Origin of the sequence: Kribbella sp. NBC_00382 (genome assembly GCF_036067295.1) — a bacterium.
Classification (GTDB): domain Bacteria; phylum Actinomycetota; class Actinomycetes; order Propionibacteriales; family Kribbellaceae; genus Kribbella.
In genome coordinates this window covers 3,171,433-3,194,439 of record NZ_CP107954.1, presented here as the reverse complement: position 1 = coordinate 3,194,439, position 23,007 = coordinate 3,171,433, and the positions used below count along the sequence as shown (strand labels likewise).

General features: G+C 67.5%; 27 protein-coding genes. 14 read left to right on the top strand and 13 right to left on the bottom strand.

What is annotated here, in order from left to right:
* The first annotated feature begins 22 nt into the window (after positions 1 to 22).
* Entirely contained in the window at positions 23 to 232 is a 210-nt protein-coding gene (locus OHA70_RS15725) for a serine hydrolase (protein WP_328333116.1), read from the top strand.
* Between the two features lie 80 nt (positions 233 to 312).
* Here OHA70_RS15725 and OHA70_RS15720 read toward each other — a convergent pair whose 3' ends face one another.
* Positions 313 to 486 carry a hypothetical protein gene (locus OHA70_RS15720; RefSeq protein ID WP_328333114.1) on the bottom strand — a complete coding sequence of 58 codons (174 nt, stop codon included), beginning with the start codon at positions 484 to 486 and terminating at the stop codon, positions 313 to 315.
* A gap of 278 nt (positions 487 to 764) precedes the next feature.
* A complete protein-coding gene (locus tag OHA70_RS15715) occupies positions 765 to 1,136 on the bottom strand; it encodes a glyoxalase superfamily protein (RefSeq protein WP_328333112.1) in 372 nt (123 codons plus the stop codon).
* A gap of 115 nt (positions 1,137 to 1,251) precedes the next feature.
* Between OHA70_RS15715 and OHA70_RS15710 the strand changes: the two genes are divergently transcribed.
* The 6 genes from OHA70_RS15710 to OHA70_RS15685 all read left to right on the top strand — a co-directional run bounded on the left by OHA70_RS15710 (position 1,252) and on the right by OHA70_RS15685 (position 4,997).
* Positions 1,252 to 1,686, top strand: a complete 435-nt coding sequence (locus OHA70_RS15710) for a phage holin family protein (RefSeq protein WP_328333110.1) — start codon at positions 1,252 to 1,254, stop codon at positions 1,684 to 1,686.
* Positions 1,683 to 2,021, top strand: coding sequence for a DUF3618 domain-containing protein (locus OHA70_RS15705; RefSeq protein WP_328333108.1), 339 nt, complete (start codon positions 1,683 to 1,685; stop codon positions 2,019 to 2,021). Before OHA70_RS15710 ends, OHA70_RS15705 begins: the two co-directional genes overlap by 4 nt.
* Positions 2,018 to 2,290, top strand: coding sequence for a DUF4235 domain-containing protein (locus OHA70_RS15700; protein WP_328333106.1), 273 nt, complete (start codon positions 2,018 to 2,020; stop codon positions 2,288 to 2,290). Before OHA70_RS15705 ends, OHA70_RS15700 begins: the two co-directional genes overlap by 4 nt.
* A 280-nt stretch (positions 2,291 to 2,570) precedes the next feature.
* On the top strand, positions 2,571 to 3,449 hold the full coding sequence (locus tag OHA70_RS15695; RefSeq protein ID WP_328333104.1) for a LysR family transcriptional regulator: 879 nt from the start codon (positions 2,571 to 2,573) through the stop codon (positions 3,447 to 3,449).
* Positions 3,450 to 3,593: 144 nt separating this feature from the next.
* Positions 3,594 to 4,406, top strand: a complete 813-nt coding sequence (locus tag OHA70_RS15690; protein WP_328333102.1) for a SigB/SigF/SigG family RNA polymerase sigma factor — start codon at positions 3,594 to 3,596, stop codon at positions 4,404 to 4,406.
* Positions 4,407 to 4,493: 87 nt separating this feature from the next.
* Positions 4,494 to 4,997: a DNA polymerase ligase N-terminal domain-containing protein gene (locus OHA70_RS15685; RefSeq protein ID WP_328333100.1), complete on the top strand. Its 504-nt coding sequence runs from the start codon at positions 4,494 to 4,496 to the stop codon at positions 4,995 to 4,997.
* On the opposite strand, the gene OHA70_RS15680 is transcribed toward OHA70_RS15685, so the two are convergent.
* The 9 genes from OHA70_RS15680 to OHA70_RS15640 form a co-directional block, all read right to left on the bottom strand.
* The gene (locus OHA70_RS15680) at positions 4,978 to 5,286 is read right to left on the bottom strand and encodes an AzlD domain-containing protein (RefSeq protein WP_328333098.1); all 309 of its coding nucleotides are present in this window, start codon (positions 5,284 to 5,286) and stop codon (positions 4,978 to 4,980) included. The genes OHA70_RS15685 and OHA70_RS15680 overlap by 20 nt on opposite strands.
* Complete coding sequence (locus tag OHA70_RS15675) at positions 5,283 to 5,969, bottom strand: AzlC family ABC transporter permease (protein WP_328333096.1); 687 nt, start codon at positions 5,967 to 5,969, stop codon at positions 5,283 to 5,285. Before OHA70_RS15675 ends, OHA70_RS15680 begins: the two co-directional genes overlap by 4 nt.
* The gene (locus OHA70_RS15670; protein ID WP_328333094.1) at positions 5,966 to 6,508 is read right to left on the bottom strand and encodes a CGNR zinc finger domain-containing protein; all 543 of its coding nucleotides are present in this window, start codon (positions 6,506 to 6,508) and stop codon (positions 5,966 to 5,968) included. The genes OHA70_RS15675 and OHA70_RS15670 overlap by 4 nt, the downstream gene beginning before the upstream one ends.
* 92 nt (positions 6,509 to 6,600) lie before the next feature.
* The gene (locus tag OHA70_RS15665) at positions 6,601 to 7,245 is read right to left on the bottom strand and encodes a nitroreductase family protein (RefSeq protein WP_328333092.1); all 645 of its coding nucleotides are present in this window, start codon (positions 7,243 to 7,245) and stop codon (positions 6,601 to 6,603) included.
* A gap of 12 nt (positions 7,246 to 7,257) precedes the next feature.
* The gene (locus OHA70_RS15660) at positions 7,258 to 8,229 is read right to left on the bottom strand and encodes a peptidoglycan-binding domain-containing protein (protein WP_328333090.1); all 972 of its coding nucleotides are present in this window, start codon (positions 8,227 to 8,229) and stop codon (positions 7,258 to 7,260) included.
* A gap of 320 nt (positions 8,230 to 8,549) precedes the next feature.
* Positions 8,550 to 9,170, bottom strand: a complete 621-nt coding sequence (locus tag OHA70_RS15655) for an L-threonylcarbamoyladenylate synthase (RefSeq protein ID WP_328333088.1) — start codon at positions 9,168 to 9,170, stop codon at positions 8,550 to 8,552.
* 195 nt (positions 9,171 to 9,365) lie between these two features.
* On the bottom strand, positions 9,366 to 10,733 hold the full coding sequence (locus tag OHA70_RS15650; RefSeq protein ID WP_328333086.1) for a S41 family peptidase: 1,368 nt from the start codon (positions 10,731 to 10,733) through the stop codon (positions 9,366 to 9,368).
* Between the two features lie 70 nt (positions 10,734 to 10,803).
* The gene (locus OHA70_RS15645; protein ID WP_328333084.1) at positions 10,804 to 11,379 is read right to left on the bottom strand and encodes a class F sortase; all 576 of its coding nucleotides are present in this window, start codon (positions 11,377 to 11,379) and stop codon (positions 10,804 to 10,806) included.
* A gap of 59 nt (positions 11,380 to 11,438) precedes the next feature.
* Positions 11,439 to 12,272, bottom strand: a complete 834-nt coding sequence (locus OHA70_RS15640) for a DUF4397 domain-containing protein (RefSeq protein WP_328333082.1) — start codon at positions 12,270 to 12,272, stop codon at positions 11,439 to 11,441.
* Positions 12,273 to 12,471: 199 nt separating this feature from the next.
* Here OHA70_RS15640 and OHA70_RS15635 point away from each other — a divergent pair, with 199 nt between their 5' ends.
* The gene (locus OHA70_RS15635) at positions 12,472 to 13,203 is read left to right on the top strand and encodes a hypothetical protein (protein WP_328333080.1); all 732 of its coding nucleotides are present in this window, start codon (positions 12,472 to 12,474) and stop codon (positions 13,201 to 13,203) included.
* Positions 13,204 to 13,399: 196 nt separating this feature from the next.
* Positions 13,400 to 14,896, top strand: a complete 1,497-nt coding sequence (locus OHA70_RS15630; RefSeq protein WP_328333078.1) for an MFS transporter — start codon at positions 13,400 to 13,402, stop codon at positions 14,894 to 14,896.
* Here OHA70_RS15630 and OHA70_RS15625 read toward each other — a convergent pair.
* The gene (locus tag OHA70_RS15625; protein ID WP_328333076.1) at positions 14,883 to 16,895 is read right to left on the bottom strand and encodes a neutral/alkaline ceramidase; all 2,013 of its coding nucleotides are present in this window, start codon (positions 16,893 to 16,895) and stop codon (positions 14,883 to 14,885) included. The genes OHA70_RS15630 and OHA70_RS15625 overlap by 14 nt on opposite strands.
* Positions 16,896 to 16,979: 84 nt before the next feature.
* Complete coding sequence (locus OHA70_RS15620; protein WP_328333074.1) at positions 16,980 to 17,879, bottom strand: DNA alkylation repair protein; 900 nt, start codon at positions 17,877 to 17,879, stop codon at positions 16,980 to 16,982.
* Between the two features lie 160 nt (positions 17,880 to 18,039).
* Here OHA70_RS15620 and OHA70_RS15615 point away from each other — a divergent pair, with 160 nt between their 5' ends.
* The 5 genes from OHA70_RS15615 to OHA70_RS15595 all read left to right on the top strand — a co-directional run bounded on the left by OHA70_RS15615 (position 18,040) and on the right by OHA70_RS15595 (position 22,948).
* Positions 18,040 to 18,423: an STAS domain-containing protein gene (locus OHA70_RS15615; protein WP_328333072.1), complete on the top strand. Its 384-nt coding sequence runs from the start codon at positions 18,040 to 18,042 to the stop codon at positions 18,421 to 18,423.
* 26 nt (positions 18,424 to 18,449) lie between these two features.
* On the top strand, positions 18,450 to 19,358 hold the full coding sequence (locus OHA70_RS15610) for a chemotaxis protein CheB (protein WP_328333070.1): 909 nt from the start codon (positions 18,450 to 18,452) through the stop codon (positions 19,356 to 19,358).
* Entirely contained in the window at positions 19,345 to 20,136 is a 792-nt protein-coding gene (locus OHA70_RS15605; protein ID WP_328333068.1) for an ATP-binding protein, read from the top strand. Before OHA70_RS15610 ends, OHA70_RS15605 begins: the two co-directional genes overlap by 14 nt.
* A 9-nt stretch (positions 20,137 to 20,145) precedes the next feature.
* On the top strand, positions 20,146 to 21,993 hold the full coding sequence (locus tag OHA70_RS15600; RefSeq protein ID WP_328333066.1) for a CheR family methyltransferase: 1,848 nt from the start codon (positions 20,146 to 20,148) through the stop codon (positions 21,991 to 21,993).
* 166 nt (positions 21,994 to 22,159) lie between these two features.
* Complete coding sequence (locus OHA70_RS15595) at positions 22,160 to 22,948, top strand: ATP-binding protein (protein ID WP_328333064.1); 789 nt, start codon at positions 22,160 to 22,162, stop codon at positions 22,946 to 22,948.
* Positions 22,949 to 23,007 lie beyond the last annotated feature (59 nt).

Sequence of the window (23,007 nt, the reverse complement as noted above, 5' to 3'; positions counted from 1 at the left end):
CGGACCGATCCGACCTCGGTACATGGACCTTCAGCAGCTGGTACAGCAGAACCTGGACGACCTGGTCGCCTCAGGAACCGAGACCGGGCTCCAGGTCGCGGTCTACCGGAAGGGCGAGCTGATCGTCGACGCCGTAGCGGGCGTAGCCGACCTCGCGACCGGGCAGCCGGTCCCGGGACGGGTGGCAGCGCAGCGTGGGGCGACACCGCCACCGGGGTCAGCTTCGCGCTGACCAAGAACCGGTTCACCCCGACCGGAGCCGAGGCTGCCGTCGCGATCGGCGACCTGGTGGGTCGAACTACTGCCTTGTAGTTAAGGCTTGCGGATGGACTGCTGGTCCACCCAGACCAAGTGGCCGTGGTGGCTGACCAGCACTTCGCCGCTGCGCTGGGCCAGCGCCTGGCCGGCGATCCAGCGGCCGCCCAGTTTCACCTGGACGGACTCCGGCCGCGCGTTCGTGGGACGCACCGGGGTGGTAACAGACATGGCACCAGACTTCTGAACAGGGGCGGAGACGGTTTTGCGGCGTCGTACAGCAGGGATGGGGTGGTGATGCAGATCGGTCATAGTCGTCCTCGGCAGGGACCGCAGTCGTCGACGCATCCAACGCCGGCTGGCTGCTCAACCAAAGGCCACCTTACAACCGGTCACCACCGTGAACCCAGCGGTAACTCGAACTGTCCGAACACCGGAAACCCGGCGTTCATTCCCAACCAGGTAAGGACTTTTCGAACTGTCCGTCCCTAAACCCGCCCGCCGCCCGGTCAGCGCCAGGCGGGCAGCTGCTGCAGCGCCCAGCCGTTGCCGTCGGGGTCGTCGAAGAAGACGAAGTTCCCCCACGGGAACTCCTGCACCTCGCTGACCTCCACGCCGCGGCCGGCCAGTTCCTCCCGGGCGGCGGCGACATCGGTGACCACGATCTGCAGACCGCGAACGGAGCCCGGCTCGGCCTGCGGCATCCCGGTGCCGAACGCGATCGAGCACGCCGACCCCGGCGGGGTCAGCTGAACGAACCGCAGCTCGTCGCTGACCTGATGGTCGTGGTCGGCGTTGAAGCCGATCTTCTCGGTGTAGAACGCCTTGGCCCGGTCCACGTCCGACACCGGTACCGAGACCAGCTCCAGCTTCCAGTCCATCTGAGTTTCCCTCCCGCTTGTTGATGACTGGGAAAACGTATCGCCGGTAGCGGTCATCTTCTGGCCGCTACCGGTCCGGTTGCTTATCGTCACGGACCGTGGGTACCGGGCCGGCATGACCACGCACCCGGAAACCATCCATGAGGACCATCAGGAGCAGCATGTCGGTGCTCTGGTCGCTCAGCTCAGCAACGACGTGAGCCGGCTGGTTCGCGACGAGCTGCAGCTGGCCACGGCCGAGCTCAAGGACAAGGGCAAGGAGGCCGGGATCGGCATCGGCTTGTTCGGTGGCGCCGGAACGGTCGCCGTGTACGGCGTCGGCGCGCTGGTCGCCGCGGCCATCCTCGGTCTCGCGACCGCGGTACCGGCCTGGTTGTCGGCGTTGATCGTCGCGCTGGTGCTGTTCGCGATCGCCGGCGTCGCCGCGTTGCTCGGCAAGCGGCATGTCAGCCAGGCGACTCCGCCCCTGCCGGAACACGCCGTCGAAGGCGTCCACCAGGACCTCGAGGCTCTCAAGGGCCACCAGCCGGAAGGGAAGGTCAGCGCATGACCACCACCAAGAACACCCAGATGACCGAGACCGAAGCATTGCGGGCCGACCTGGAGCTGACCCGTCAGCACCTGGCCGACACGGTCCAGGAGTTGACCCGCCAACTCAACGTCCCCCGCCGCATCAAGGAGTCGGCGGCGAGCGCCGGCCAACGTGCCGTCCAAGCAGCCGGTACAGCGGGCGAGCGCGCCAAGGACGGCGCCCGCAACCTGCCGGCCCGCGCCAAGGGGATGCCGGCGACTGCGCGGGAGCACCCGAAGGCGGCTGCTGCCGTCGGGGGTGCTGTGGCGTTGGGTGTGGGTGCGGCGGCGTGGATCGTGGGGCGGGGCCGGTGAGTAAAGCGGTCAAGATCGCCTACCGTCCGTTCGGGTTGCTCTCGGGCATCGCGGGCGGGCTGGTCGCCGGCGCCGTCTTCAAGCAGGTCTGGCGGCGGATCAGCGACAAGGACGACGCTCCCGACGCACTGCAGTCCGAGTACCCGTGGCGAGAGGTCCTGCTCGCCGCCGCACTGCAGGGCGCGGTGTACGCCGTAGTGAAGGCCGCCATCGATCGAGGTGGCGCGAAAGCTTTCGAGCGCTGGACCGGGGAATGGCCCGGGAACTGACCGGGATGTGACCGGCGCCTCGATTGAGAACACAGTTGAAGGGCACTGGAAGACAGCAAGACACGGTTGCCATGGGCCCCGGCGTTGAGCAGACAGCGCCGGGGCCGCACCATGCCCGGGCTGCTCACTCACCGCAGCCACTGTCGGGCAAATGGCCGACAGATTCTTCGTTCTGTGTAAGGGATTCGTGTTCTCCGCCCCGAGCCCTCGACGGGTGACGGTCGGTAGCACTACCGTCGCAGCCTTCCGGACGTCGAGGGTGGAGAAGGTTCCGACAGGCATGGACGTCGATTTGCGGCTGGTGCGGTACTTCCTGGTGATGGCGGAGGAACTGCATTTCACCGCCGCGGCACGTCGGCTGTACGTGTCGCAACCAGCTCTGAGTAACCAGATCCGCCGGCTCGAGACCCAGCTCGGCGCGCAACTGTTCGACCGCTCGCCACGCGGCGTGACGCTGACCGCCGCCGGTGACGCCTTCCTCCCGCACGCCCGCGGCGCGCTCGAGGCGATCAGGTCCGGGGTCGTCGACGCCACCGCTGCCGCCGAGCGCGATCAGGTCCTGCGGATCGACATGCTGCAGACCAATCTCGCCACTCCTCGCGCGGTGCTGGCCCGGCTGCGCGATCGGCTGCCGTCGTTCCGGCTCGAGATCAGCAGCCGCGGCACCCGCGAGCAACAGCAACGCCTGCTCGCCGGCGAGCTCGACCTGGCCCTCTGCGGCTCCACGGCACGCTGCCCCGACGGAGTCATGCAGCGCATCATCCGTCGCGAAGCTCTCGGGGTGGCACTCCCCGAGCGGCACCCACTCGCGGCGTCGGAGCCTGTCGCAGTACGGGAACTGACCGACGAACTGCACTACCTGCCGCAGGACGACCTCGCGCCGGAGTGGAACGAGTTCGTCATCGCTTGCTGCCGTACTGCGGGATTCGCGCCCCGCCGTCACCCCGCGAGCAACAGCTCCGCCGGCAACAATTCAGCCGCCGAACTCGTCCGGGCCGGCGAGTGCGTCGCGCTCGGCCTCCTCTCGACTCCGGCTCCGCCCGGCGTTGTGGTCCGACCACTCGCGGCGGGCGTACCGCCGTACGGATGGTCCCTCCGCTGGCGCGACTCACCACGCACTCCGGCCGCCGCGCTCGCCGTGTTGCGAAGCCTGGATTAAACGTTGAGGGACGGCATCGAGTTCGTGTAATTCGACCCTCGGGTGCATAACTTTGCTATTCATGGGGTAGGAATGACTTCACAGATATTGACCGCGGTCCAGACATGTGCCGCGCCGTGACTCACAGTCGCGAGGTCAAGAATCATGGTTACCGTACTTGCCGAACCGAAGAAGCACAGCGATCCGAAGCAGCAGCGCGATCTGACCACCCGGGACCTTCTCACCCGGCGCGCGCAGTCCACCGACGAAGCAGTCCGGCAGCTCCTGCTGGACGAAGCCATCGAGTTGAATCTCGGAATCGCCCACAGCATCGCCGGCCGTTTCCGCGGCCGGGGCGTCGAATCCGACGATCTCGACCAGGTCGCGTACCTGGGGCTGGTGAAGGCCGCCCGCAGCTACCGTCCCGACACCGAGACGCCGTTCCTCGCCTACGCCGTACCGACCATCCGCGGTGAGGTGAAGCGCTACTTCCGGGACTGTTCCTGGACCGTGCGGATCCCCCGCAGACTGCAGGAACTGCAGGGCTCGATCGCCTCCGTGCGACCGCAGCTGGTGCAGGACCTGCAGCGTGACCCCACCCTGGAGGAGCTGGCCGAGCGACTCGGCACCACGGTCGCCGAGGTCGAGGCGGCGCTCGCTGCCGACGGTTGTTTCTCCGTACTGTCCCTGGACCGCCCGCTCGACGGTGAGTCGACGGCGAGCCTGGGCGACACGATCGCGGACGAGGAGGACAGCGCCTTCGAGCGGACCGAAGCGGTCGCCATGCTCGAGCCGGTGCTGAACGACCTCAACCCGCGCGAACGCAAGATCCTCGAACTGCGCTTCATCGAGGGTCACACCCAGGCCGACATCGGCGCCGAGATCGGCGTCAGCCAGATGCAGGTCTCCCGCCTGTTGCGCGGCATCCTGGATCGCCTCCGCGACCAGATCGAGCCTCCCGCCGCTGCCGCCGCCTGACCCTCCCGTCAGACCTGGTAGCGCCCTCCCCGCGGTGGTCCGCCGTAGACTTGTCTGCGCGGCGGACCACTAGCGGAGGGCCGGTTCATGCCTGTCTTTGTGGTCCAGCAGCATGATGCGCGGCGGATGCACTACGACGTACGGCTGGAAGTCGACGGCGTGCTGAAGTCGTGGGCGGTGCCGCGCGGGCCTTCGCTCGATCCCGTGGTGAAGAGGTTGGCGGTGCCGACCGATGATCACGCGATGGAGTACGCGACGTACGAGGGTGTGCACGAAGGTGCCCGGTACGGCAGTGGCGCGGTCATCGTCTGGGATGCCGGTGACTATCAGAACCAGACGCGGGACAAGGAACGCAAACTGGTCAAGCCGGCGCTGGCGATCGAGCGCGGGCATTTCCGTTTTGCCTTGCAGGGCGTGAAGTTGACCGGTTCGTGGGCGTTCACGCGGACCGGGCGTGATGGTGACTGGCTGCTGGTGAAGGTGCGCGACGAGGCCGCTGATCCCTCGCTGGATCTGACGGTGGCCGAGCCGCGCTCGATCCTGAGCGGGCTGACCATCGAGGAGATGGCGGCTACCGCAGGCTCAGCCTGATCACCGCGGTGATGACGATGCCACCGGCAACTGCCAGCAGCATCGGTACTTTGGCCAGGCACAGTCCGCCGGCCGTGGCGGTGCCGACGACCTTCGTCCAGTCCAGGGCCTGCCAGTGTTCGCCACCCAGCTCGGTGACGATCAAGCCGGCCAGCAGGACCGGAGCGGTCAGGGCGGTCATTCTGATCACGCTCGGTGGGAGTTTGTGGTGGCCGATGATGAGTGGGGCGCTGGCCTTCATCAGCCAGCTGATCACGGTCACGGCGAGGACGGACAGCCAGAGCTTCATGCGAGATCGCCTTCCTTCTGCGGCAGTACGCCGAGCAGCGCTGCCGCGATCGCGCCGAGCAGGGCGTAGCTCGGGGTGGTGACGAAGAGCAGTCCCGCGGCGATCGTGGCGCCGAGGAGGGCTGCTGTGAGGGCGCGCTTCGAGCGGCGCAGTTCGTCGAGAGCGAGGATGAGGAAGAACGCCGGGAAGGCGACGTCGAGACCGAGCTGGTGCATCAGGTCGGGTGACGGCGAGGTGAGCGCGCCGACCGCCGTACCGGAGCTCCAGAGCAGCCATTGCGGCACACTCGCGCCGATCAGCCGGACGACGTCGTACCTGCCGTCGTTGCCGTGGGCAACCACGAACGAAGCGTCGCAGAGGGCCTGCGCCTGGATCGCCCGACTGATCCGGCCGCCTTCCAGGCTGTCGTTCAGCGCGACGCTCATCACCAGGTACCGCGCGTTGATCAGCACGGCCGAGATGACGGCCGCTACTGCCGACCCACCGGCCAACGTGGTGAGCAACGTGAACTGAGCCGACCCCGAGAACGCGAACATCGAGAACAGCACCGGCAGCCCGAACCCCCACCCGCGCGCAGTCGCCTCCGCCCCAAAACTCAACGCCAGCACAAAGGCAGCCGCGCCCGGCCCCACGCCCAACCGCATCCCCGCGAAGAACTCCCGCCGTCGCGTCAGGCTCTTCATGACGGCCTCCCAGTACCCGGGTGAAGCCGCTCGTAATGCCGCTTGGCCCTGGCGCGGTTCCCGCAATCCCCCGAGCTGCACCACCGTCGAGACCCGTTCTTGCTCCGATCCAGGAACAGCCACCCACACCCCGAGTCCTGGCACTCCCGCAACCGCCCCAAGTCCTCCCGCTCCATCAACCGCCCAGCCGCCAGCACCAACTCATCCGCCAAGTCGGCCCCCAGCCAATCCAACGGCCGCACCCCGCGCGGCGTCGCCCGCCCCAGAGCCCCCACCAGCAACTGCTGCAGTTCCTCCAGGTCCGCCGGCTCCAACCCGCGCGCGATGGGCAGAACGGCGCGGTAGACCACCTCACGCACCGCGCCAACCCGTTCTAAAACACCCAGTGATGCAGTCAAACCGACTGCTGAACACCAGATATCCAGCGCCTCGGGCGTAGCCATCCGGTCGATGGTGCGAGTGGGGTCCAGCCGCCAGGAGATGGTGTTGAGCAGGTCCAGGGCTACGTGGCCGCCGATCAGTTCTGGCTGGTAAGCCATCAGGAATCACCTCTCCTAACAACCTAAAAGAGTTTTACCTGTTAGGCAACCGGTGACCCGCATGCAGCTGTCCGAGCTGGAGGTCCGGTGACTCACCAGCCGTTGAGGTGCAGTACTTCCTCGACAGGCTGGCGCGCGGCCGGCTTGAAGGTGTCGCCGGTGTAGTAGGCAGTCGGGAGGAGCACGGACTGCCGGATGTCCTCCGGCAGTCCGAGCAGCTCGGAGATCTCCTGCTCATAGGTCATGTGCAGCGTGGTCCACGCAGTGCCGAGGCCGCGTGCGCGGGCGGCGAGGCAGTACTGCCAGGCGGCCGGCAGGATCGAGCCCCAGATGCCGGCCTGGTTGCCCGCGCCCAGTGACTTCACCTGCAGGCAGGGGATGACCAGGACCGGCACCTGGCCCATCTTCTCGCCCAGGTAAGCGACACTCGACCCGACTCGTTGCTGCACCGGCGCCCTGTCCGGGTCGTCGGCATGCAGGCGGCCGGCCGCACCCGGGGACTCCAGGTACGACTCGACGGACCGCCGGTAGTACTCCCCGATCGCTGCCCGCTTCTCCGCATCGGTGATCACCAGCCAGTGCCACGTCTGCCGGTTGCTCCCGGACGGCGCCTGGAGCGCGATCTCGATGCACTCGCGGATCAGCTCCATCGGCACCGGCCGCTCGAGGTCGAGCCGCTTGCGGACGGTACGGGTGGTGGTGAGCAGTTCGTCTGGGGTCAGGTCGAGTGTTGTCACTACCTCAGTTTGTCAGCAGACATATGTCGAGTTGGGGTGGACCTTCTCGCAGTACCGGATGTGGAGGTGGTTGTCGTGGGCCGGCCAGTTGGCGGTCAGGCCTTCGCTGATCAGGGTCGGGTCGTTGAACCAGATGAACTTGACGTGCCCGGGAGCGGCTGCCCGGACCGCTTGCACGAGTTGGCGGGTCGCTGCACGGTCGTACGTCGCAGACTCCCAGGTGATCCGTCCGGCGGTGCACTGCGCGTTGTCGGTGCGGATCGGCCAGATGTCGATGTCCATACCGTTGTCGTGGCTGGCGTGGCCCGGGATGTCGCCGCCGTGCTCGAACCCGGCGTCGCCGTAGCCGACCTTGCCCTGGTTGGTGCTCGCGAAGGAGCGGGTGGCTGCCTCTAGCTGAGCCACAGCTGCAGCGGCAGCCCAGTTGGCGGCGGTGCCGTTGCCGTCGGGGTCCTGGTCGCAGAGGTTGGCGGTGAAGTCGGGGTAGTCGTAGTGCCAGGCGAGGTTGCGCCAGGTGATCGGGCCGACGATGCCGTCCGCGCCGATCCCCGCGTGCGACTGGAAGGCGACGACGGCATCGCGTACGGCGGTACTGAAGACTCCGTCGACCGGCAGGCTGAGCCGACGCTTGGCGTTCAGCTCCACCTGCAGCGCCTTCACCGCGGCGTTGTTGTCACCGGACCGGATCGTGGGCACCAGCGCACCCCAGGTCATCGGCCCGACGATGCCATCGGAGCCGAGGCCCTTGGCGGTCTGAAACGCCTTTGCCGCAGTCACCGTCGACGCGCCGAAGACGCCATCAGCGGGCGATGACTGCCCGTTGTGCTGCAGCAGGTACTGGATCGCCAGTACGTCGGCACCGCGGTTGTTGAGGCTCTGGGTCGGGAAGAACGCGTTCGCGTACGCCTGGGCGCTACCCGGGATCATGCCGATCAGCAGGATCGCGGCGAGCAGCGCAAGGCCACTTCTCTTGAGCGAGGGCACGGTGGTCTCCATTCGGGGCGGTCGAGTCCGTGAATCAGTAACCTCTACTGGCCACTTTCAGACACAATTTTCCGCACCGCAAGAGGTCACCAGCTGGCGACTGTGGATCGCAGGTTTTCGTACGCCTGCCCTGAAGCATCACGCCATCGGCACCAAAACCCGCCAGCCGACCCCAAGAACACCCGCCGCCCCTCACCGACCCCCTCAAGCCAGTGGCCGGGGACACCTTGTGCACCACCTGAGCATCTCCCGGCGGCGGATCTGCTCATGCCGTGCACAAAGTCGCCCAGAACCGGCTGGCCAGGCCGAGTCGGCGGGTGCTATTCGAACGGGGCTGGATCTCCCGCGCCGACCCGGACGACCTCGGGGGCGTCCTCGGAGAAATCGATCACCGTGGTGGGCTCGGTGCCGCATTCGCCGGAGTCGATGACGGCGTCGATCTGGTGATCGAGCAGTTCCTTGATCTCCCAGCCCTGCGTCATCGGCTCCTCCTGGTCGGGCAGCAGCAGCGTGCTCGACAGGAGCGGCTCGCCGAGCTCCTCGAGCAGCGCCTGCGTCACGACGTGGTCGGGGATCCGGACACCGACTGTTTTCTTCTTCGGGTGCAGCAGCCGGCGCGGGACCTCTTTGGTGGCCGGCAGGATGAAGGTGTAGCTGCCCGGGGTCGCCGCCTTGATCGAGCGGAAGACCGCGTTGCTGATGTGCACGAACTGGCCGAGCTGGGCGAAGTCCTGGCAGACCAGGGTGAAGTGGTGCCGATCGTCCAGGTGCCGGATGGACCGGATCCGGTCGAGGCCGTCCTTGTTGCCGAGCTGACAGCCGAGCGCGAAGCAGGAGTCCGTCGGATAGGCGATCAACCCGTCGTTGCGGATCAGGTCGACGACCTGCCCGATCGATCGCTTCTGCGGATTCTCCGGGTGCACATCGAAATACCTCGCCATGTGCCGACCCTAGCGGTACATCCCCTACGAGAGCAGAAGGGTCAGCGCCAGCGTCGTCAGGGCGAGGACGGTGGTGAGGATCGGCCGGGCGAACCGGGGCGGGGTGGTCATGACAGTGATTCTCCAAGCCGTTCCCGAGCGATGGGAACGGCTTGGAGTGTAGATCAGGGTCGGATCCGGGCGGCCCTCGGTGAGCTACCTGACCAGGACCTTCAGGGCTGTGGCGAAGGCGCTGTCGCGCTGACCGTTGATTTCGGCGGCCGTGAAGACCGGCGTGTGGATGTCCGGCGGGATGCCGGGACCGTCGAAGGTCTTCCAGTCACGGGTGCGGAACTCCTCGTTGGGGAGGATGTACTCCCAGCCGTTGGGCAGGGTGCGTTGCAGGGTGTCGGAGAAGACGCCCTGCGTGTTCTCGCCGATCCTGATCGGTCGCGGCACGCGGTTGATCATCGCCTGGGTGAAGGTCTCGCCGGCGCTCATCTGCGAGCCACCGGTCAGCATCGCGATCGGTCCCGTGTACTTCGTCCGCTCCGACGGCTGGACGAACAGCGGCTGCGGGGCGGTGAAGGCGCTCGCGTCGGTCGGGTTGTTGCGGGCGCGCTTGGCGTACGCGAAGAACGGCTTGCTGGTCAGTCGCGACGCCAGGTCGAGGGCGAGCTGGTCGGAGCCACCGCCGTTGATCCGCAGGTCGACGATCAGCCCGCGCAGCTTGGCCGGGCCGCTGGTGCGTTGCTTGGTGAGGATCTGGTCCAGCGTCGCGTTCAAGGTGGCCCGCTCGGCGTTATAGTCGGGCACGTTGCCGTAGCCGAGGAACGCGATGATCCTGAGGTAGCCGATCCGGCCGGGCAGATCGGCGTACCCGATCCGGTCGTTCGCGTACGACGTGAACTGCACGCCCTTCAACGCGGTCGACTCGATGTACGGCCGCAGCTTCGCCTCGAGCTCCTCCGTCGGCAGGGTCGTCCCCGGCCGGACGCCGGCGAACAGCTTGCCGTCGGGAGTACGGATCGCGGTGTGCGCGTCGCCCAGCGGCTTGATCATCTTGCTCAGCAAGGCGAACAACGCATCGTCCGACATGTCCGGCGTGACGAGTGGGCGGTAGGTGGCGCGGACCTTGTTCCAGTCGATGCCCTTGGCGCGGAAGAAGGGGTAGTTCTCGGCGTACGTCGTCCAGAACTGGTCGAAGACGGCCAGCGGACCTGTCGCGCCGGGCACCGTGCAGAGCTTGGGCAGTTTCGCCAACCTGCGCAGGTGTTTGTCGCCGACATTGCCCTCGACGTGCATGACCGCGCGGTCGCGACGGCCACGCACGGTGAAGGCCTGCTGCTCCTCGGCGGTGAAGCGGTCGCCGTTCTGCGTGTACTCGCCCGCCGGCGTACAGCTGATCGACGTAGTTGAGTAGAGGTTGGCCTTACCGTTGTCGATGGCAACGATCGTGCTGTAGCCGTCCATCTGCCAGACGCCGTCGAGCGAGGTCGCCGCACTCGCGGCCAACGGCGCAGACAAGGGCAAAGCGGCCAGCCCAGCAACGATCCCGACAACAGCCAGCGGTTTGAGCTTCATGCCGCCAACTCTTGTCGGTCCGCACGACCTCAGCCAGGGAGCGACCACCACATCAGGGGTAGACCTAGACCTACTTAGCCAGCCCCAGCGGCGTCGCGCTGACCACCAGGTTCTTCTCGTAGCCACCACGCCCACGGTCGTACGCACCCGTGCACGTGATGAGCACCAGCCGATGATCACCTGTCTGGTCGAACGCGCCACTCTTGGTCGCCAGCGCATCCTTCGGCACCGAGGTCACCGAGTCCACCCGGTACGACGCGCTGTGCCCGTCGCCGCGCAGTACGACGGTCTCGCCCGTCTTGACCCGCTCGAGCCGCACGAAGAAGCCGATCCCCTCCTTGGCGGAGTCGATGTGCCCCGCGATCACCACCGACCCGAACGGATCACCGGCCTCGGCTCCCCCGTCCCACCAGCCGACCCGCTGGACATGCTCCGGTACTACGAGTTGCCCCCCGACCGTCGAGGCCGGCAACACGGTCGCCTCGGCCCCACCGGGCATCACGATCTCGGTCGGTACGAACCGCACCCGCTGGCTGGGCGCCGGCGTACCGACCCGCCCGGGTAGCACGGCTGACGACGGCTCCGGCTGCCCCACAGCCGGAGTACCGCCGTCCGCCGTACCAGGACTCGGGACTGCTTCGTTCACCTGCGCGGCGCACCCCTCCAGGGCCAGGCAGGTGAACAGCAGACCGAGTAGGAGCCGCCTCAGCGACGTACCGCCTTTCTGACCACCAGCGTCAGCGCCAGCGCACCCACCAGGATCAGCAGGGGCAGCGTTGAACCCTGGTGCTCCTCAGTGAGCCCGAGCGCTGCCGCCTGCCCACCGGTACCGGTGTTGACGAGGCCGGGCTTCTCACTCCCGGCACCGGGCAGCTTCAGCGTCGCGACCGCGACGTTCATCGTCTTCGAGGTCGGTTCGCCGATCGCGAAGACCCGGGTCAGGTAGCCGGCCCGGACCGGCAATTTCAGCGGGCCCAGAACGACCGGCTTGGTCGACCCGGCGGGCACGATCTCGACCGAATAAATACCGGCCGGTACGACTACGTCGAGTGATTCTCCGTTCGCGACGTTGGCAAATAGCACCTTTCCGTTCACCCGGATGTCGGCCGGGCCGACCGCGGCCGTGTGAGCGACCCGGACCGCACCCTTGTCGCGCGGAACGGCGGTCAGCTTGTTGACGTAGGTGGTGATCACCGGAGCCGCCGTCGGCGAGGCCGGGCGGTGGATGACGACGTCGAGGTTGCTGTCCGCGGCGACCGTGACCTGCCGCTCGAGCACCACCTTGCCGTTGTCCTTCGCGGTGATTTTGCGCGCGCCGGCCGCAACCGTCAGCGGGCCGACCACCTCGGTCGCCTTCACCCCGGTGGCGACCGTCTTGCCGTCCACGGCGATGTCCAGGGTCCGTCCCGGCAACCCCTGGATCACGTGCAGCACCCCGTTGCCGGCCGCCTGGGCCGGTACCGCGATCAGGGCCCCCAGCCCGACCACGGTCACCGCCAGCACCGCGGAGATCAGCCGGCGAAATTGCGGACCTGACATTCTCGATAACATCGTCCTGATTTTCCCAAGCCCGAATATCACTGTTGGAGATTGCCCGGACACGCTGAGTTCCCGCATTTTCCCACCCCTTTTGCAAATGCATAAGTATTTGCCTCGCAAGGCGAATTCGGGCGTATCGTATGCGGAAGTCGATCCGGCCACCAGAGGAAGTGGCCGGGTCCTTTGGGGGCGATGTCGCATGTCCGCACGTAGATCGTTGAAGACCTCTGTGCTGGCGGCGGTGGTACTGACTCTGGGGATCAGTACGACTGTTGCCTGCTCGGCGCAGGAACAGGCCGGTTCGCCGGTCGCGCCCAGCCCTGGCCCGTTGGCCAACGGGGGCGGCGCAGCACCGGTCCAACCGCCACCGACGGCGGAGGGACCGGGCTTGACCGCGCCCGGGATCCACCTGGCCGCAGTACCGCGCGGTGATGGCAGTTTCGACATCACCGAGGACGTCGTACTGCGCTCCGAGGTCGCGCTGATCCGGCTGCGACTGCCGCAGTCGGGCCTGAAGCTGGTCGGCATGATGCACCCGACCAAGCCGATGGCGACCAGCTTGAAGATCACCGCCGACGACCAGCCGGTCGCGATGGAGACCACCAAGCTGGCCGCGACCCGGGATCTGCCGTTGACGGTCGCCGCGACGAAGCTGCGGTTGGTCTACCGGCTGTCCGGTTCGACGATCCGGAGCCTGCCGTCCGAGACCGGACGCGCGTCGGCGGCGATCAGTCCGCTGACCGCCGGCATCGACCCGACCCTGCCGACCAACTACCAGATCTCCGGCGGCGGCCTGCTCAACGCGGTCTGCCCGGACATGGCCGAAACCCGCTGTGCGGTAGGCGAACCGCCCGGCCTCGGCATCCAGCAGGGCATCCCCGCCGACCAGTCCCTCGCCGTCCTCCAACTGAACCTGCCGATGCAGCCCTGAGCCAGCGTCCCGTGAGCGGTGCAGCTTGAACGATAGCGGTGTCCAGGTGCGTGCATCGTGGTGCTTGAGCAGTGGCCTCGATGCGGAGCATCGTGGGCGCTGGGCAAGTGCCGCGAGGTGCGTGCCTGGGCGCCGATAGCGTCAAGCTGCACCGCTCACGGGACGCTTAGCCCTTTGAAGCGCTTAAGCTTGAAGCATGGTCAACACACAGGCCGCGGGGCCGATCGCCCTCGGTACCGCGCGGGGCCGCTGGGTGCTGGCGGCCACCGCGCTCGGCTCCGGGATGGCATTCCTGGACGGCACGGTGGTCAACGTTGCCTTGCCCGCGATGGGCGAGGATCTGAACGCCGAGATCTCGGGTCTGCAGTGGATCGTCAACGGCTACATGTTGATGCTCGCGTCGCTGATCCTGCTGAGCGGTTCGCTCGGCGACCGGCTCGGCCGCCGCAAGACCTTTCTGGCCGGCGTCATCTGGTTCGCGGTCGCCTCGCTCATCTGTGCGGTGGCGCCGAACCTCGAGGTGATGATCGCCGGCCGAGTGCTGCAAGGGATCGGCGGCGCACTGCTCACTCCGGGCAGCCTGGCGATCCTGCAGACGAGCTTCCGGCCGTCGGACCGCGCCAAAGCGGTCGGTACCTGGTCAGGTCTGACCTCAGTGGCTGCGGCCGTCGGCCCGTTCGTCGGCGGCACCCTGGTCGACAGCGGCTCGTGGCGCTGGATCTTCGTGCTGAACCTGCCGCTGGCAGCGGCGACCGTCCTGGTCACTCTCCGCCATATCCCCGAGACGCGGGACGAGACGGCGACCGGCAAGCTCGACGTCACCGGAGCGCTGCTCGCTACGCTCGGCCTGGCCGGAGTGACCTTCGGCCTGATCAGCGCCGGCGACCGGGGCTTCGGTGACCCCGTGGTGCTGACCACGCTGGCGATCGGCGTCATCGGCCTTGCGGCGTTCGTCGAGGTCGAGCGGCGCAGCTCGCACCCGATCCTGCCGCCGGGGATCTTCGCCAACCTGCGCTTCACCGGCGCCAACCTGGTCACCATCGCCGTCTACGGCGCCTTGGGCACGGCCACCTTCCTCCTGGTCGTGTTCCTGCAGACAGCCCTCGGCTACGGAGCACTCGAAGCGGGCGCGGCCCTGCTGCCGATGACCCTGCTGATGCTGACGCTCTCCGGCTACGCGGGCGCCCTGTCGGAGATCATCGGCGCCCGGATCCACATGACGGTCGGACCGCTTTTCATGGCCGTCGGTTTCCTGCTGATGATGCGGGTCAAGCCAGGCGCCGGCTACCTCACCGACGTACTGCCCTCTGTCATCGTCCTGGGAATCGGACTGGTCTGCACAGTGGCCCCGCTGACCTCGACAGTGCTGAACGCCGTCGAGGACCACCACGCCGGTGTCGCTTCCGGAATCAACAACGCGATCGCCCGGACCGCCCAGCTGATGGCGGTCGCCGCGATCCCGCTGGCGGCCGGGATCACCGGTGACTCCTACCGGGATCCCGTCGCCTTCAGCGATGGCTTCCAGATGGCTATGTGGATCTCGGCCGGCCTGGCCGTCGCGGGCGCAGTACTGGCCTGGGTGACGCTGGCTCCGGGGAAGTCCTCGAAGCCGCCCGTCGCCGAGGAGCAGCACTACACGCACTGTCCGCTGGTGTCGCCGCCGCCTCCTGCTCCGGAGCCTACGAAACTGTGAAGGTGCGGGAGGTCCCGGTGAACGGGGTGATGGTGCCGTTCAGCGCCTTCGAGTCGCCGTGGTGGACGATCCGGTAGGTGCCGGGTTGGGTCGCCTTCCAGGTGATGGTCGCCTTGGAATCGGCGAGGCCGGTGCGCTCCCAGCGGTAGGTGGTGTCCCAGTCGCCGTCGTCGGCAATTCGTTGCCATTGGCCACCAACTTGGCGCTGCACCTCAAGGTAGCTGCCGTTGCGGTGCAGGTTGTTCTTCGGATGGCCGGTCACGAACGCCACCGACACAGTCGCCCCACGCTGGTACTGCGGCGCCGCATCCGTCAGTACCTGGCCGAACGACTTGAACGGCGGCGGGCTGTCGAACACCACACCCGTCTGCAGGTTGAGCTCGGCCGTGATCGGCTTCGGCGGATGAGTTCCGGCCGCTACCGGCGTACCGGCCTTCAGGGCTTTGGCGAGTCCGGCGAACTCCTGCTGGTACGCCGGCAACGTGTACTTCCCGAACAGCGTCGAGCCACCTTCGTACTGCTGCAGCTGGTACTCCTCCGGCGTCGTCACGTACGAGCTGTAGGCGTTGGAGTAGCCCGAGATCAGCACGTTCTCGATCGGTACTCCGAGCTCCGCCGCGACCGTCCGCCGGAGTCGCAGGCCGGCCACGATCGTCACCTCACCGGGCATCGCGACCAGGTAGAACTGGCCCAGCTTGACCAATTGGATCGGCACGATGTCAGGCGTCGCCTGCAGCAACCCGGTCGGTACTGCGGCCAGCTTCGGTGACTGGCAACTGATCAGCCACGGCGCGACGTCGACCTTGAACGGCTTCAGCGCCTCGAAGAACGGGTTCGTCACGCCCTCGGGGATGATCGGGATGGCCGGCCCGTCCTCGACACTGCCGGCCAGCGTGGAGGCGCCGACCACGCCGGTACAGGTGCGATGCGCCTCACCGTCCGGCGTGTACTGCGGGTCCACCTGTACAGCCGACATATCGACAAATCGCATCCGGGCGTCGATGCTGCCGGTGATCGTTGCCCGCGGCCCGTTGTAGGCCTGCTCGGCCGCCTGCTGCTGCCGCTCGCCGAGGATCTGCTCGTTGAGCAACGGGTCCTCGGTCGGACCGGAGCCTGGCTTGAGGTTGAGGTTGGGCGACATGTCGCCGGCGTTGGAGTTGGGGAACGCGGCGACGAACCCCTGGCTCTCGTCCAGGTACCGGACGCCCTTCTCGTCGTGCTCCCAGCGGTACGCCGCATAGCCCTTGTTGTCCGGGCTGATCAGCGTGTTCTCGTTGGTGATCGAGGTCGCATGGGTGGCGAACCAGCTGATCGCGCCGATGTCGGTGCCGCCTTGCTGGAAGCGCAGTACGGTCACCGCCGGGTCGATCGCCTGCGGGAACGCGGCCCGGTCGGCGGCCGGGTTCTGATCGAAAGCGATCCGCGAACGGTTGACGCTGGCATTGGTCAACGTGGACCGGCCGAGGCTGATGGTGCCGGGGGCAAGGTTCTGGTGCGCCTTGGTGATCGCCTCGACGATGCCGTCGACGGTCGCGTCGAAGGCCTGCTTCTGGAACCCGTAGATGGACAGGTTGTAGGCCAGGTTGTGCGACTGACCGCCTGGGCCGCTGTGAGTGTGCGTTGCTGAGAGCAACACGTTGCGTTCGGAGTACAGGTTCCCGTACTTCGCCTGCAGCTTCGCCAGGACGGCGTCGCGCTGGGCCTGGAAGATCATCCCGAGATCCGAGTTGACGTACGCGACCCGCTCACCGGTCGCCTGCTCGACGGTGACGAACGCCCGGGCCCGTAGCCGCTGATGGATCCCGGTCGTGTTCTGGCCGAACTTGGAGTACCCCATCATCCCGTTCTCGGCGGCGGGTCCGGTGATGTCCGAGATCCCCCGGCCGACCAGATAGGCGGAATCAACAGCCTGCGCTGGTGGAGTCCGATGGAGGTTCAGCCCGGTAGCAACGAGCGCGAACGCTACTAAGGCGACCAACGAGCGGGGGCGGCGGCGCATGGCGTCTCCTCGGTCCGACGAAAGCTGAATCGATTTCACCTTTACCGGAGAGTATCGAAATGCTCGCAGTCTGTGAAGACCTCGTCACTGACCGAGATGCAGGTAGTGCTTCCGGGTCTCGGCGGGGAGGCGCTCGATCGCGTAGCGGAGCATGGTGCGGGGCATCCGGGTCGCGTGCTTGTCGAGGAAGGCGAGCAGCTCGTTGGGAGCGGTGTGCTTGCCGGCCTCGCGGAGCATCCAGCCGGAGGCCTTGTGGATAAGGTCTTCGCGGTCGTCGAGGACCAGCTCGGCCAGGGCGAAGGTGTCGGCGGTCTCGCCGCTGCGGATCAGGCGATGGGTGGCCACCAGAGCGATCCGGCGTTCCCAGAGGTTGCCGGAGGCAATCAATCGGTAGAGCGGGTCGCGAGGGTGGTCGAGCAGCTGGCCGCCGACGATCTCGGGGGCGCTGCAGTCGACCAGGTCCCAGTTGTCGATGAACTTCGTGTTGCGCAGGTACAGGTCGTAGATCGCGGTCAGCTCCGCGGGGTTCGCAGTACGGGGCTTGAGGGCTCTGGAGGCGCGGTCTGCCAAGAGGCAGAGGACTGCGAGCCGGTGTTCGTGGATCGGACTGGTCAGCGCTCTCTCGATGTCCGGCAGAGGAAGGCCGGCCCGGAGGTACTGCTTCAGCAGGACGCGCAGGGTGGAGAGTTTGACGCCGATCATCCGGTCGCCGTCGCCGTAGCCGCCGGGTTTGACCTGGAAGTAGCGCGCGAGGGTGTCGGCAGTCGCCGGGTCCGCCGCTTCGTCGATCTCGCTGAGCAGGTCGTCGATGGTGGGCAGGGTCAGTACTCCTTCTGCAACTGCTTCATCGTGGCGATCTCCGGCCCCCTCATGATGCTTGATCATCAGGCTCAGGAACAGCTCGTCGAGGGCCTTGCCACGGGCCTTCTGCAGGATGGTCAGCTCGGCCTGGGTCGCCATCCCGGGCATCTTCCTGTGGTCCATCTGCTGCAGTGCTCAAGAACTTCGGCGGGTACTGGTCCGGGGTCCACGGAAGAACAACCGTTGTGACCCCGGAGTGTTCGGGCATACGGTGATACCAGGGCTGTCTTCCACCGCGCCAGGACCGACCGGCGTCGCAGGAGCACCCGGGGGAGAAGACAGCGTGACGATCCAGCCCGATCAGGGGGATGGCGAGATGATCCGGACGACGTTCGGCGCCGTCACCGAGGGGATCCAGCCCGGCATCCTGGTGGTCCGGCTGTCCGGTGAGATCGACATCGCCACCACCGATTTCGCCGCCGAAGCGATCCGGGCGGCGATCGCACCACCGGCCCGGCTGGTGCTGATCGACGTGTCCGCGGTGACGTTCTGCAGCTCCGCCGGATTGGGAAATCTGGTCGAGGCGCGGCAACTGGCCGGGCAACATGGCATCGATCTCGCATTGGTCGGGGTCGGCCGCCCGGTCGACCGTCCGCTGACCATCACCGGCCTCGGCCGCGAATTCCGGATCTACGCCTCCGTCGACGACGCGCTGAGCCATGGCTGAGCCTGTCGAGGTCATCCGGACCTGAGATGACCGTCAGCCGCTCGGGAAATCCCCCCGGACTGGTCGTCATCGGGGCGTCGGCCGGCGGCGTGCAGGCACTGCGGTCCGTGGTGGAGCGGCTGCCGGCCGACCTGGCCGCGAGCGTGCTGATCGTCCTGCACATGGCGCCCGACGGGTCGAGCGCACTGGCCGGAATCCTCGGCGCCGTCGGCAGGTTGCCGACTACGTCGGCCACCCACGGCGCGATCACCGAACCGGGCCACGTGTACGTCGCTCCACCCGGTCACCACCTGCTCGTCGACGAGACCCGGATGCTCTTGTCGGCGGGGCCACCCGAGAGCGGCCATCGGCCGGGAATCGACGCGTTGTTCCGGTCGGCTGCCCGGACCAGGGGCAGCTCAGTCGTCGGGGTCGTGCTGTCTGGTGCTCTGGACGACGGGACTGCAGGGCTGGTCGAGATCAAGGCCCACGGCGGCCTGGCGATCGTGCAGGACCCCGAGGAGGCGGCGTACCGGGGGATGCCGGACAGCGCGCTGACCAACGTCCAGGTCGACCATGTGCTTCCCGCGGCCGAGATCGGCCAACAACTGGGCCGGATACTGAGCATGCCGCGGGCCGAAAGCGGGAAGACTTCCGCTTTACCGATCTCTCAGCAGGACCAGACATGCCGTGAAGGATCGGACTCGGCGTCAGGCGCGCCCGATGAAGAGATCCAGGTGGCCTTGTGGTTGGCAGTGAGGACCCTCGAGGAGAAGGCCGGGCTGAACCGGCGAATGGCCGCGGCCGCCAGACTTCGTGGCACCACGGAGCTCAGCCGCAGGTACGAGGAAGCGGTCGGCGAGACCGCGGCCGCGGCCCTGGTGCTGCGCCGGTGGCTGACCTCGGCGCCAACTCCTCCGATGCCGCGCGAGGGAGCCGGCCATGAGCAGGACTGACCGCCTGCGGTTAGCGGTACGGACGGTCGGCGAAGCGATCGTGGTGAGCCCGTCCGGAGTCCTCGACGTGGCCTCCGCTCCACAGTTGCGAACGTTCCTGCTCAAGCAACTCGCGGACCAGCCCGCGGCCGTGATCGTGCTGCTGCAGGACCTTGTCCTCGCCAGGGCGTACTCACTCAGTGTGTTCACCAGCGTGGCCCGGCAGACCACCGACTGGTCAGGGGTCCCCCTGGTCCTGGTCATCGGCCGCGGTCAGGATCGTCAGCTCCAGCTGCATTCGGAGGTGGCCGCGCGGTTCATCCCCGTCTTCCGGGACCTCGCCTCGGCGCTCGCCTCGATCAACCGGGCGCCGGCCCGGCAGCTGACCAAGCTGCGGCTCGCCGCCCAATCCGGCAGTGCCGGCGTGGCCCGCCGGTATGTCGCCGCCACCTGCGAGCTGTGGCGCTGCGAGGAGGTCGCGGAGAACGCCGTCGCGATCGTCTCCGAGCTGGTCGCCAACTCGGTCATCCATGCTCGTACCGATGCCGTCCTGCGTCTCGAACTGCGCCGGCAACTACTGACCGTGGCGGTCAGCGACGGCGACTCCACCCTGCCGGCGCCGCAGCCGCGCAACGATGCCCTGGAAGGCGGCCGCGGTCTCGCCATCGTCTCTGCCCTGTCGACGGCCTGGGGCTGCCATTCGACCTCCACCGGCGGAAAGGTCGTCTGGGCGACGCTCCGGGTCCCGGGCCCGGATACGGCGGCGGTGCTCAACAACGGCTGGCGCAACGGGAAGTAGCGTGGCCGGGTGACCACTACTCCCCCGGACACCGACGATGACACCGGTGCGGTCGATGCCCTGCTCGACTACCTTCGCGAGTCCCGCGGCTTCGACTTCGGCGGGTACAAGCGGAGCGGGCTGGTGCGCCGGATCCGGCACCGGATGGGCCAGCTCGGGGTCACCGGCTTCCAGGAGTACCTGGACCTCCTGCAGGTGGACCCGAACGAGTTCACCGCGCTGTTCAACACGATTCTGATCAACGTCACCGGCTTCTTCCGGGATCCGGAGTCGTGGGACCGGTTGCGCACCGAGGTGGTACCGGCGCTGCTGGCCGAACGAAGCCCCGGCGACTCGCTCCGGGCCTGGAGCACGGGCTGTTCGTCCGGCCAGGAGGCCTACTCCCTGGCGATCCTGCTGGCGGAGGAACTGGGACTGGAGTCCTACCTCAAGCAGGTGAAGATCTATGCGACCGACATCGACGAGGACGCCCTGAACCAGGCCCGGCACGCGACGTACTCGGCTGCCGACCTGGAAGCCGTGCCGGCCGAGCTGCGGGACAAGTACTTCGAGCCCCGCAACGACCAGTACGTCTTCCACCCGGATCTGCGCCGCACGGTGATCTTCGGCCGCAACGACCTGGTACAGGACGCGCCCATCTCCCGGGTCGACCTGCTGCTGTGCCGCAACACCTTGATGTACTTCAACGCCGAGACCCAGCAGCGGGTGCTGAACCGCTTCCACTTCGCGCTGGTCCCGCGCGGCGTGCTCTTTCTCGGCCGCGCCGAGATGCTGCTCGGGCGGTCCCGGCTGTTCGAGCCGATCGACCTGAAGCAGCGGATGTTCCGCCGGGTGGCCGACCGGTCGATGACGGCCGGCCGCCGGCCGCCGCAGGTACCCGAGCCCGAGCCGCTGGTCGATCGGCTACGCGAGTTGGCTCTCGCCGCCAGCCCGATCGCCCAGCTCGTGGTCGGCGTCGACGACACCCTGGTGATGCAGAGCGACCAGGCGGCCACCCTGTTCGGGCTGTCCCCGCGCGACCTCGGCCGGCCGATGCGGGAGCTCGAGGTGTCCTACCAGCCGCTCGCGTTGCGGGGTCACCTGGACCGGGTGATGGCCGAGCGCAAACCGGTCCGGGTCTCCGAGGTGGAGTTCGGCCGGCCCGGCGGGGTCGTGCACTGGTTCGAGGTCCACCTCATCCCGGTCCTGGACGGTCCTGATCTGCTCGGCGTCTCGGTGGTCTTCCACGACGTCAGCGCGACCCGCGCACTGCGCCTCGAGGTCGAGCGCGCCAGTCGCCAGCTGGAGTCGACCAACGCCGAACTGCAATCCACCAACGAGGAACTCGAAACCACCAACGAGGAACTCCAGTCGACGGTGGAGGAACTGGAGACCACCAACGAGGAACTTCAGTCCACCAACGAGGAACTCGAGACGATGAACGAGGAGCTGCAGTCGGCCAACGACGAGCTCCAGATCACCAACGAGGCCGTGCGCGAGCGTAGTACCGAGCTGAACGACGTGAACAACTTCCTCGAGGCGGTGCTGACCGCCTTCACCTCTGGGGTCATCGTGGTCGACCTCGAGATGCGCATCCTGGCCTGGAACGCGGCGGCCCAGGAGCTGTGGGGTGTGCGCAGCGACGAGGCCGAGGGGCAGCATCTGCTCAACCTCGATGTCGGACTCCCGGCCGATGTACTCCGCCCGCTGGTGCGCGAGGCGCTGACCGATCCCGGCCAGACCAGCGAGGCACGGTTGAACGCGGTGAACCGGCGCGGGCGGGCGATCGTCGTACGGCTGCTCTGCAGCGCACTGCGCGCCGCAGACGGCAAACAGCGCGGCGCTCTGTTGACGATGGAGCCCGTCGACGAGCAGTGAGTTCACGGCGTCGCCGCGGTCACTATGTGATACCGGACAGGCCGGAAAGGATTAGCTGACGTCGCGGGTGGGGACGTTCTGTAACTGCTGGGCCGTGGCCGAGTGAGGTGGCAACGATGCCGCACGACCGGGGGAAGGGTCGCGGCAATTGGGGAGGGGGATGCTTATGGGTCGAAGGACTTCCTTGGCGATCGGCGTCCGGACCGTCGGGGAGGCGGTCGTGGTCAGCCCGTCGGGAACTCTCGAACTGACCACCGCTCCGCAGTTGCGGACCTTTCTCGCCCGCCGGCTGGCCGATCAGCCCGGAGCGGTGATCGTGCTGCTGCAAGATCTCGTACTGGCCCGCGCCTACTCGCTCAGCGTCTTCACCAATCTCGCCCGGCAGGTCGCGGACTGGTCCGGCACTCCGTTCGTACTCGTCACCGGCCGGAACCGCAGCCACGAGCTGCAACGGCACTCGGAGCTGATCTCCCGCTTCATCCCCGTCTTCCCCGACCTGGCCACCGCGCTGGCGTCCATCCGCAACCCGCCGGCCCGGCAGCTCAGCAAGCTCAGGCTCGCTCCTGAGTCGCACAGCGCGTCCACCGCCCGCCGGTTCGTCGCCTCCGTCTGCGAGCTGTGGCACTGCGAAGACCTCTCCGAGGACGCGGTCGCGATCACCTCGGAGCTGGTGGCCAACGTGATCCGGCACGCGCACACGGACGCCGACCTCCGCCTGGAGCTGCGCCGCCAGGTACTCACCATCGCAGTCTCGGACGGCAGCCCTGACCTGCCTGTACGCCGTCCGCTGGGCGTCCGCGACGGTGGGCTGGGACTCGGCATCGTCGCGACACTGGCGACCGCGTGGGGCGCCAATCCGACCTCGATCGGCGGCAAACTCGTCTGGGCCACGATCCGGCTGCGGTCGCCGAACGCGCGGGTGGCGATCAACAACAGCTGGCGCAACGGTCTGTAGCCGCCCGCGGACGCTGAGCGGGCAATCGACATCCCCGTGCCAGGACTGCGAATACGGGG

Coding starts and splice junctions, on each gene's coding strand:
- OHA70_RS15725 (WP_328333116.1), top strand. CDS start 23: ATGGACCTTCAGCAGCTGGTACAGCAGAACCTGGACGACCTGGTCGCC.
- OHA70_RS15635 (WP_328333080.1), top strand. CDS start 12,472: ATGTCCGCACGTAGATCGTTGAAGACCTCTGTGCTGGCGGCGGTGGTA.
- OHA70_RS15625 (WP_328333076.1), bottom strand. CDS start 16,895: ATGCGCCGCCGCCCCCGCTCGTTGGTCGCCTTAGTAGCGTTCGCGCTC.
- OHA70_RS15655 (WP_328333088.1), bottom strand. CDS start 9,170: ATGGCGAGGTATTTCGATGTGCACCCGGAGAATCCGCAGAAGCGATCG.
- OHA70_RS15640 (WP_328333082.1), bottom strand. CDS start 12,272: ATGTCAGGTCCGCAATTTCGCCGGCTGATCTCCGCGGTGCTGGCGGTG.
- OHA70_RS15650 (WP_328333086.1), bottom strand. CDS start 10,733: ATGAAGCTCAAACCGCTGGCTGTTGTCGGGATCGTTGCTGGGCTGGCC.
- OHA70_RS15720 (WP_328333114.1), bottom strand. CDS start 486: ATGTCTGTTACCACCCCGGTGCGTCCCACGAACGCGCGGCCGGAGTCC.
- OHA70_RS15710 (WP_328333110.1), top strand. CDS start 1,252: ATGACCACGCACCCGGAAACCATCCATGAGGACCATCAGGAGCAGCAT.
- OHA70_RS15630 (WP_328333078.1), top strand. CDS start 13,400: ATGGTCAACACACAGGCCGCGGGGCCGATCGCCCTCGGTACCGCGCGG.
- OHA70_RS15690 (WP_328333102.1), top strand. CDS start 3,594: ATGGTTACCGTACTTGCCGAACCGAAGAAGCACAGCGATCCGAAGCAG.
- OHA70_RS15695 (WP_328333104.1), top strand. CDS start 2,571: ATGGACGTCGATTTGCGGCTGGTGCGGTACTTCCTGGTGATGGCGGAG.
- OHA70_RS15595 (WP_328333064.1), top strand. CDS start 22,160: ATGGGTCGAAGGACTTCCTTGGCGATCGGCGTCCGGACCGTCGGGGAG.
- OHA70_RS15685 (WP_328333100.1), top strand. CDS start 4,494: ATGCCTGTCTTTGTGGTCCAGCAGCATGATGCGCGGCGGATGCACTAC.
- OHA70_RS15670 (WP_328333094.1), bottom strand. CDS start 6,508: ATGGCTTACCAGCCAGAACTGATCGGCGGCCACGTAGCCCTGGACCTG.
- OHA70_RS15680 (WP_328333098.1), bottom strand. CDS start 5,286: ATGAAGCTCTGGCTGTCCGTCCTCGCCGTGACCGTGATCAGCTGGCTG.
- OHA70_RS15675 (WP_328333096.1), bottom strand. CDS start 5,969: ATGAAGAGCCTGACGCGACGGCGGGAGTTCTTCGCGGGGATGCGGTTG.
- OHA70_RS15605 (WP_328333068.1), top strand. CDS start 19,345: ATGAGCAGGACTGACCGCCTGCGGTTAGCGGTACGGACGGTCGGCGAA.
- OHA70_RS15610 (WP_328333070.1), top strand. CDS start 18,450: ATGACCGTCAGCCGCTCGGGAAATCCCCCCGGACTGGTCGTCATCGGG.
- OHA70_RS15620 (WP_328333074.1), bottom strand. CDS start 17,879: ATGGACCACAGGAAGATGCCCGGGATGGCGACCCAGGCCGAGCTGACC.
- OHA70_RS15705 (WP_328333108.1), top strand. CDS start 1,683: ATGACCACCACCAAGAACACCCAGATGACCGAGACCGAAGCATTGCGG.
- OHA70_RS15715 (WP_328333112.1), bottom strand. CDS start 1,136: ATGGACTGGAAGCTGGAGCTGGTCTCGGTACCGGTGTCGGACGTGGAC.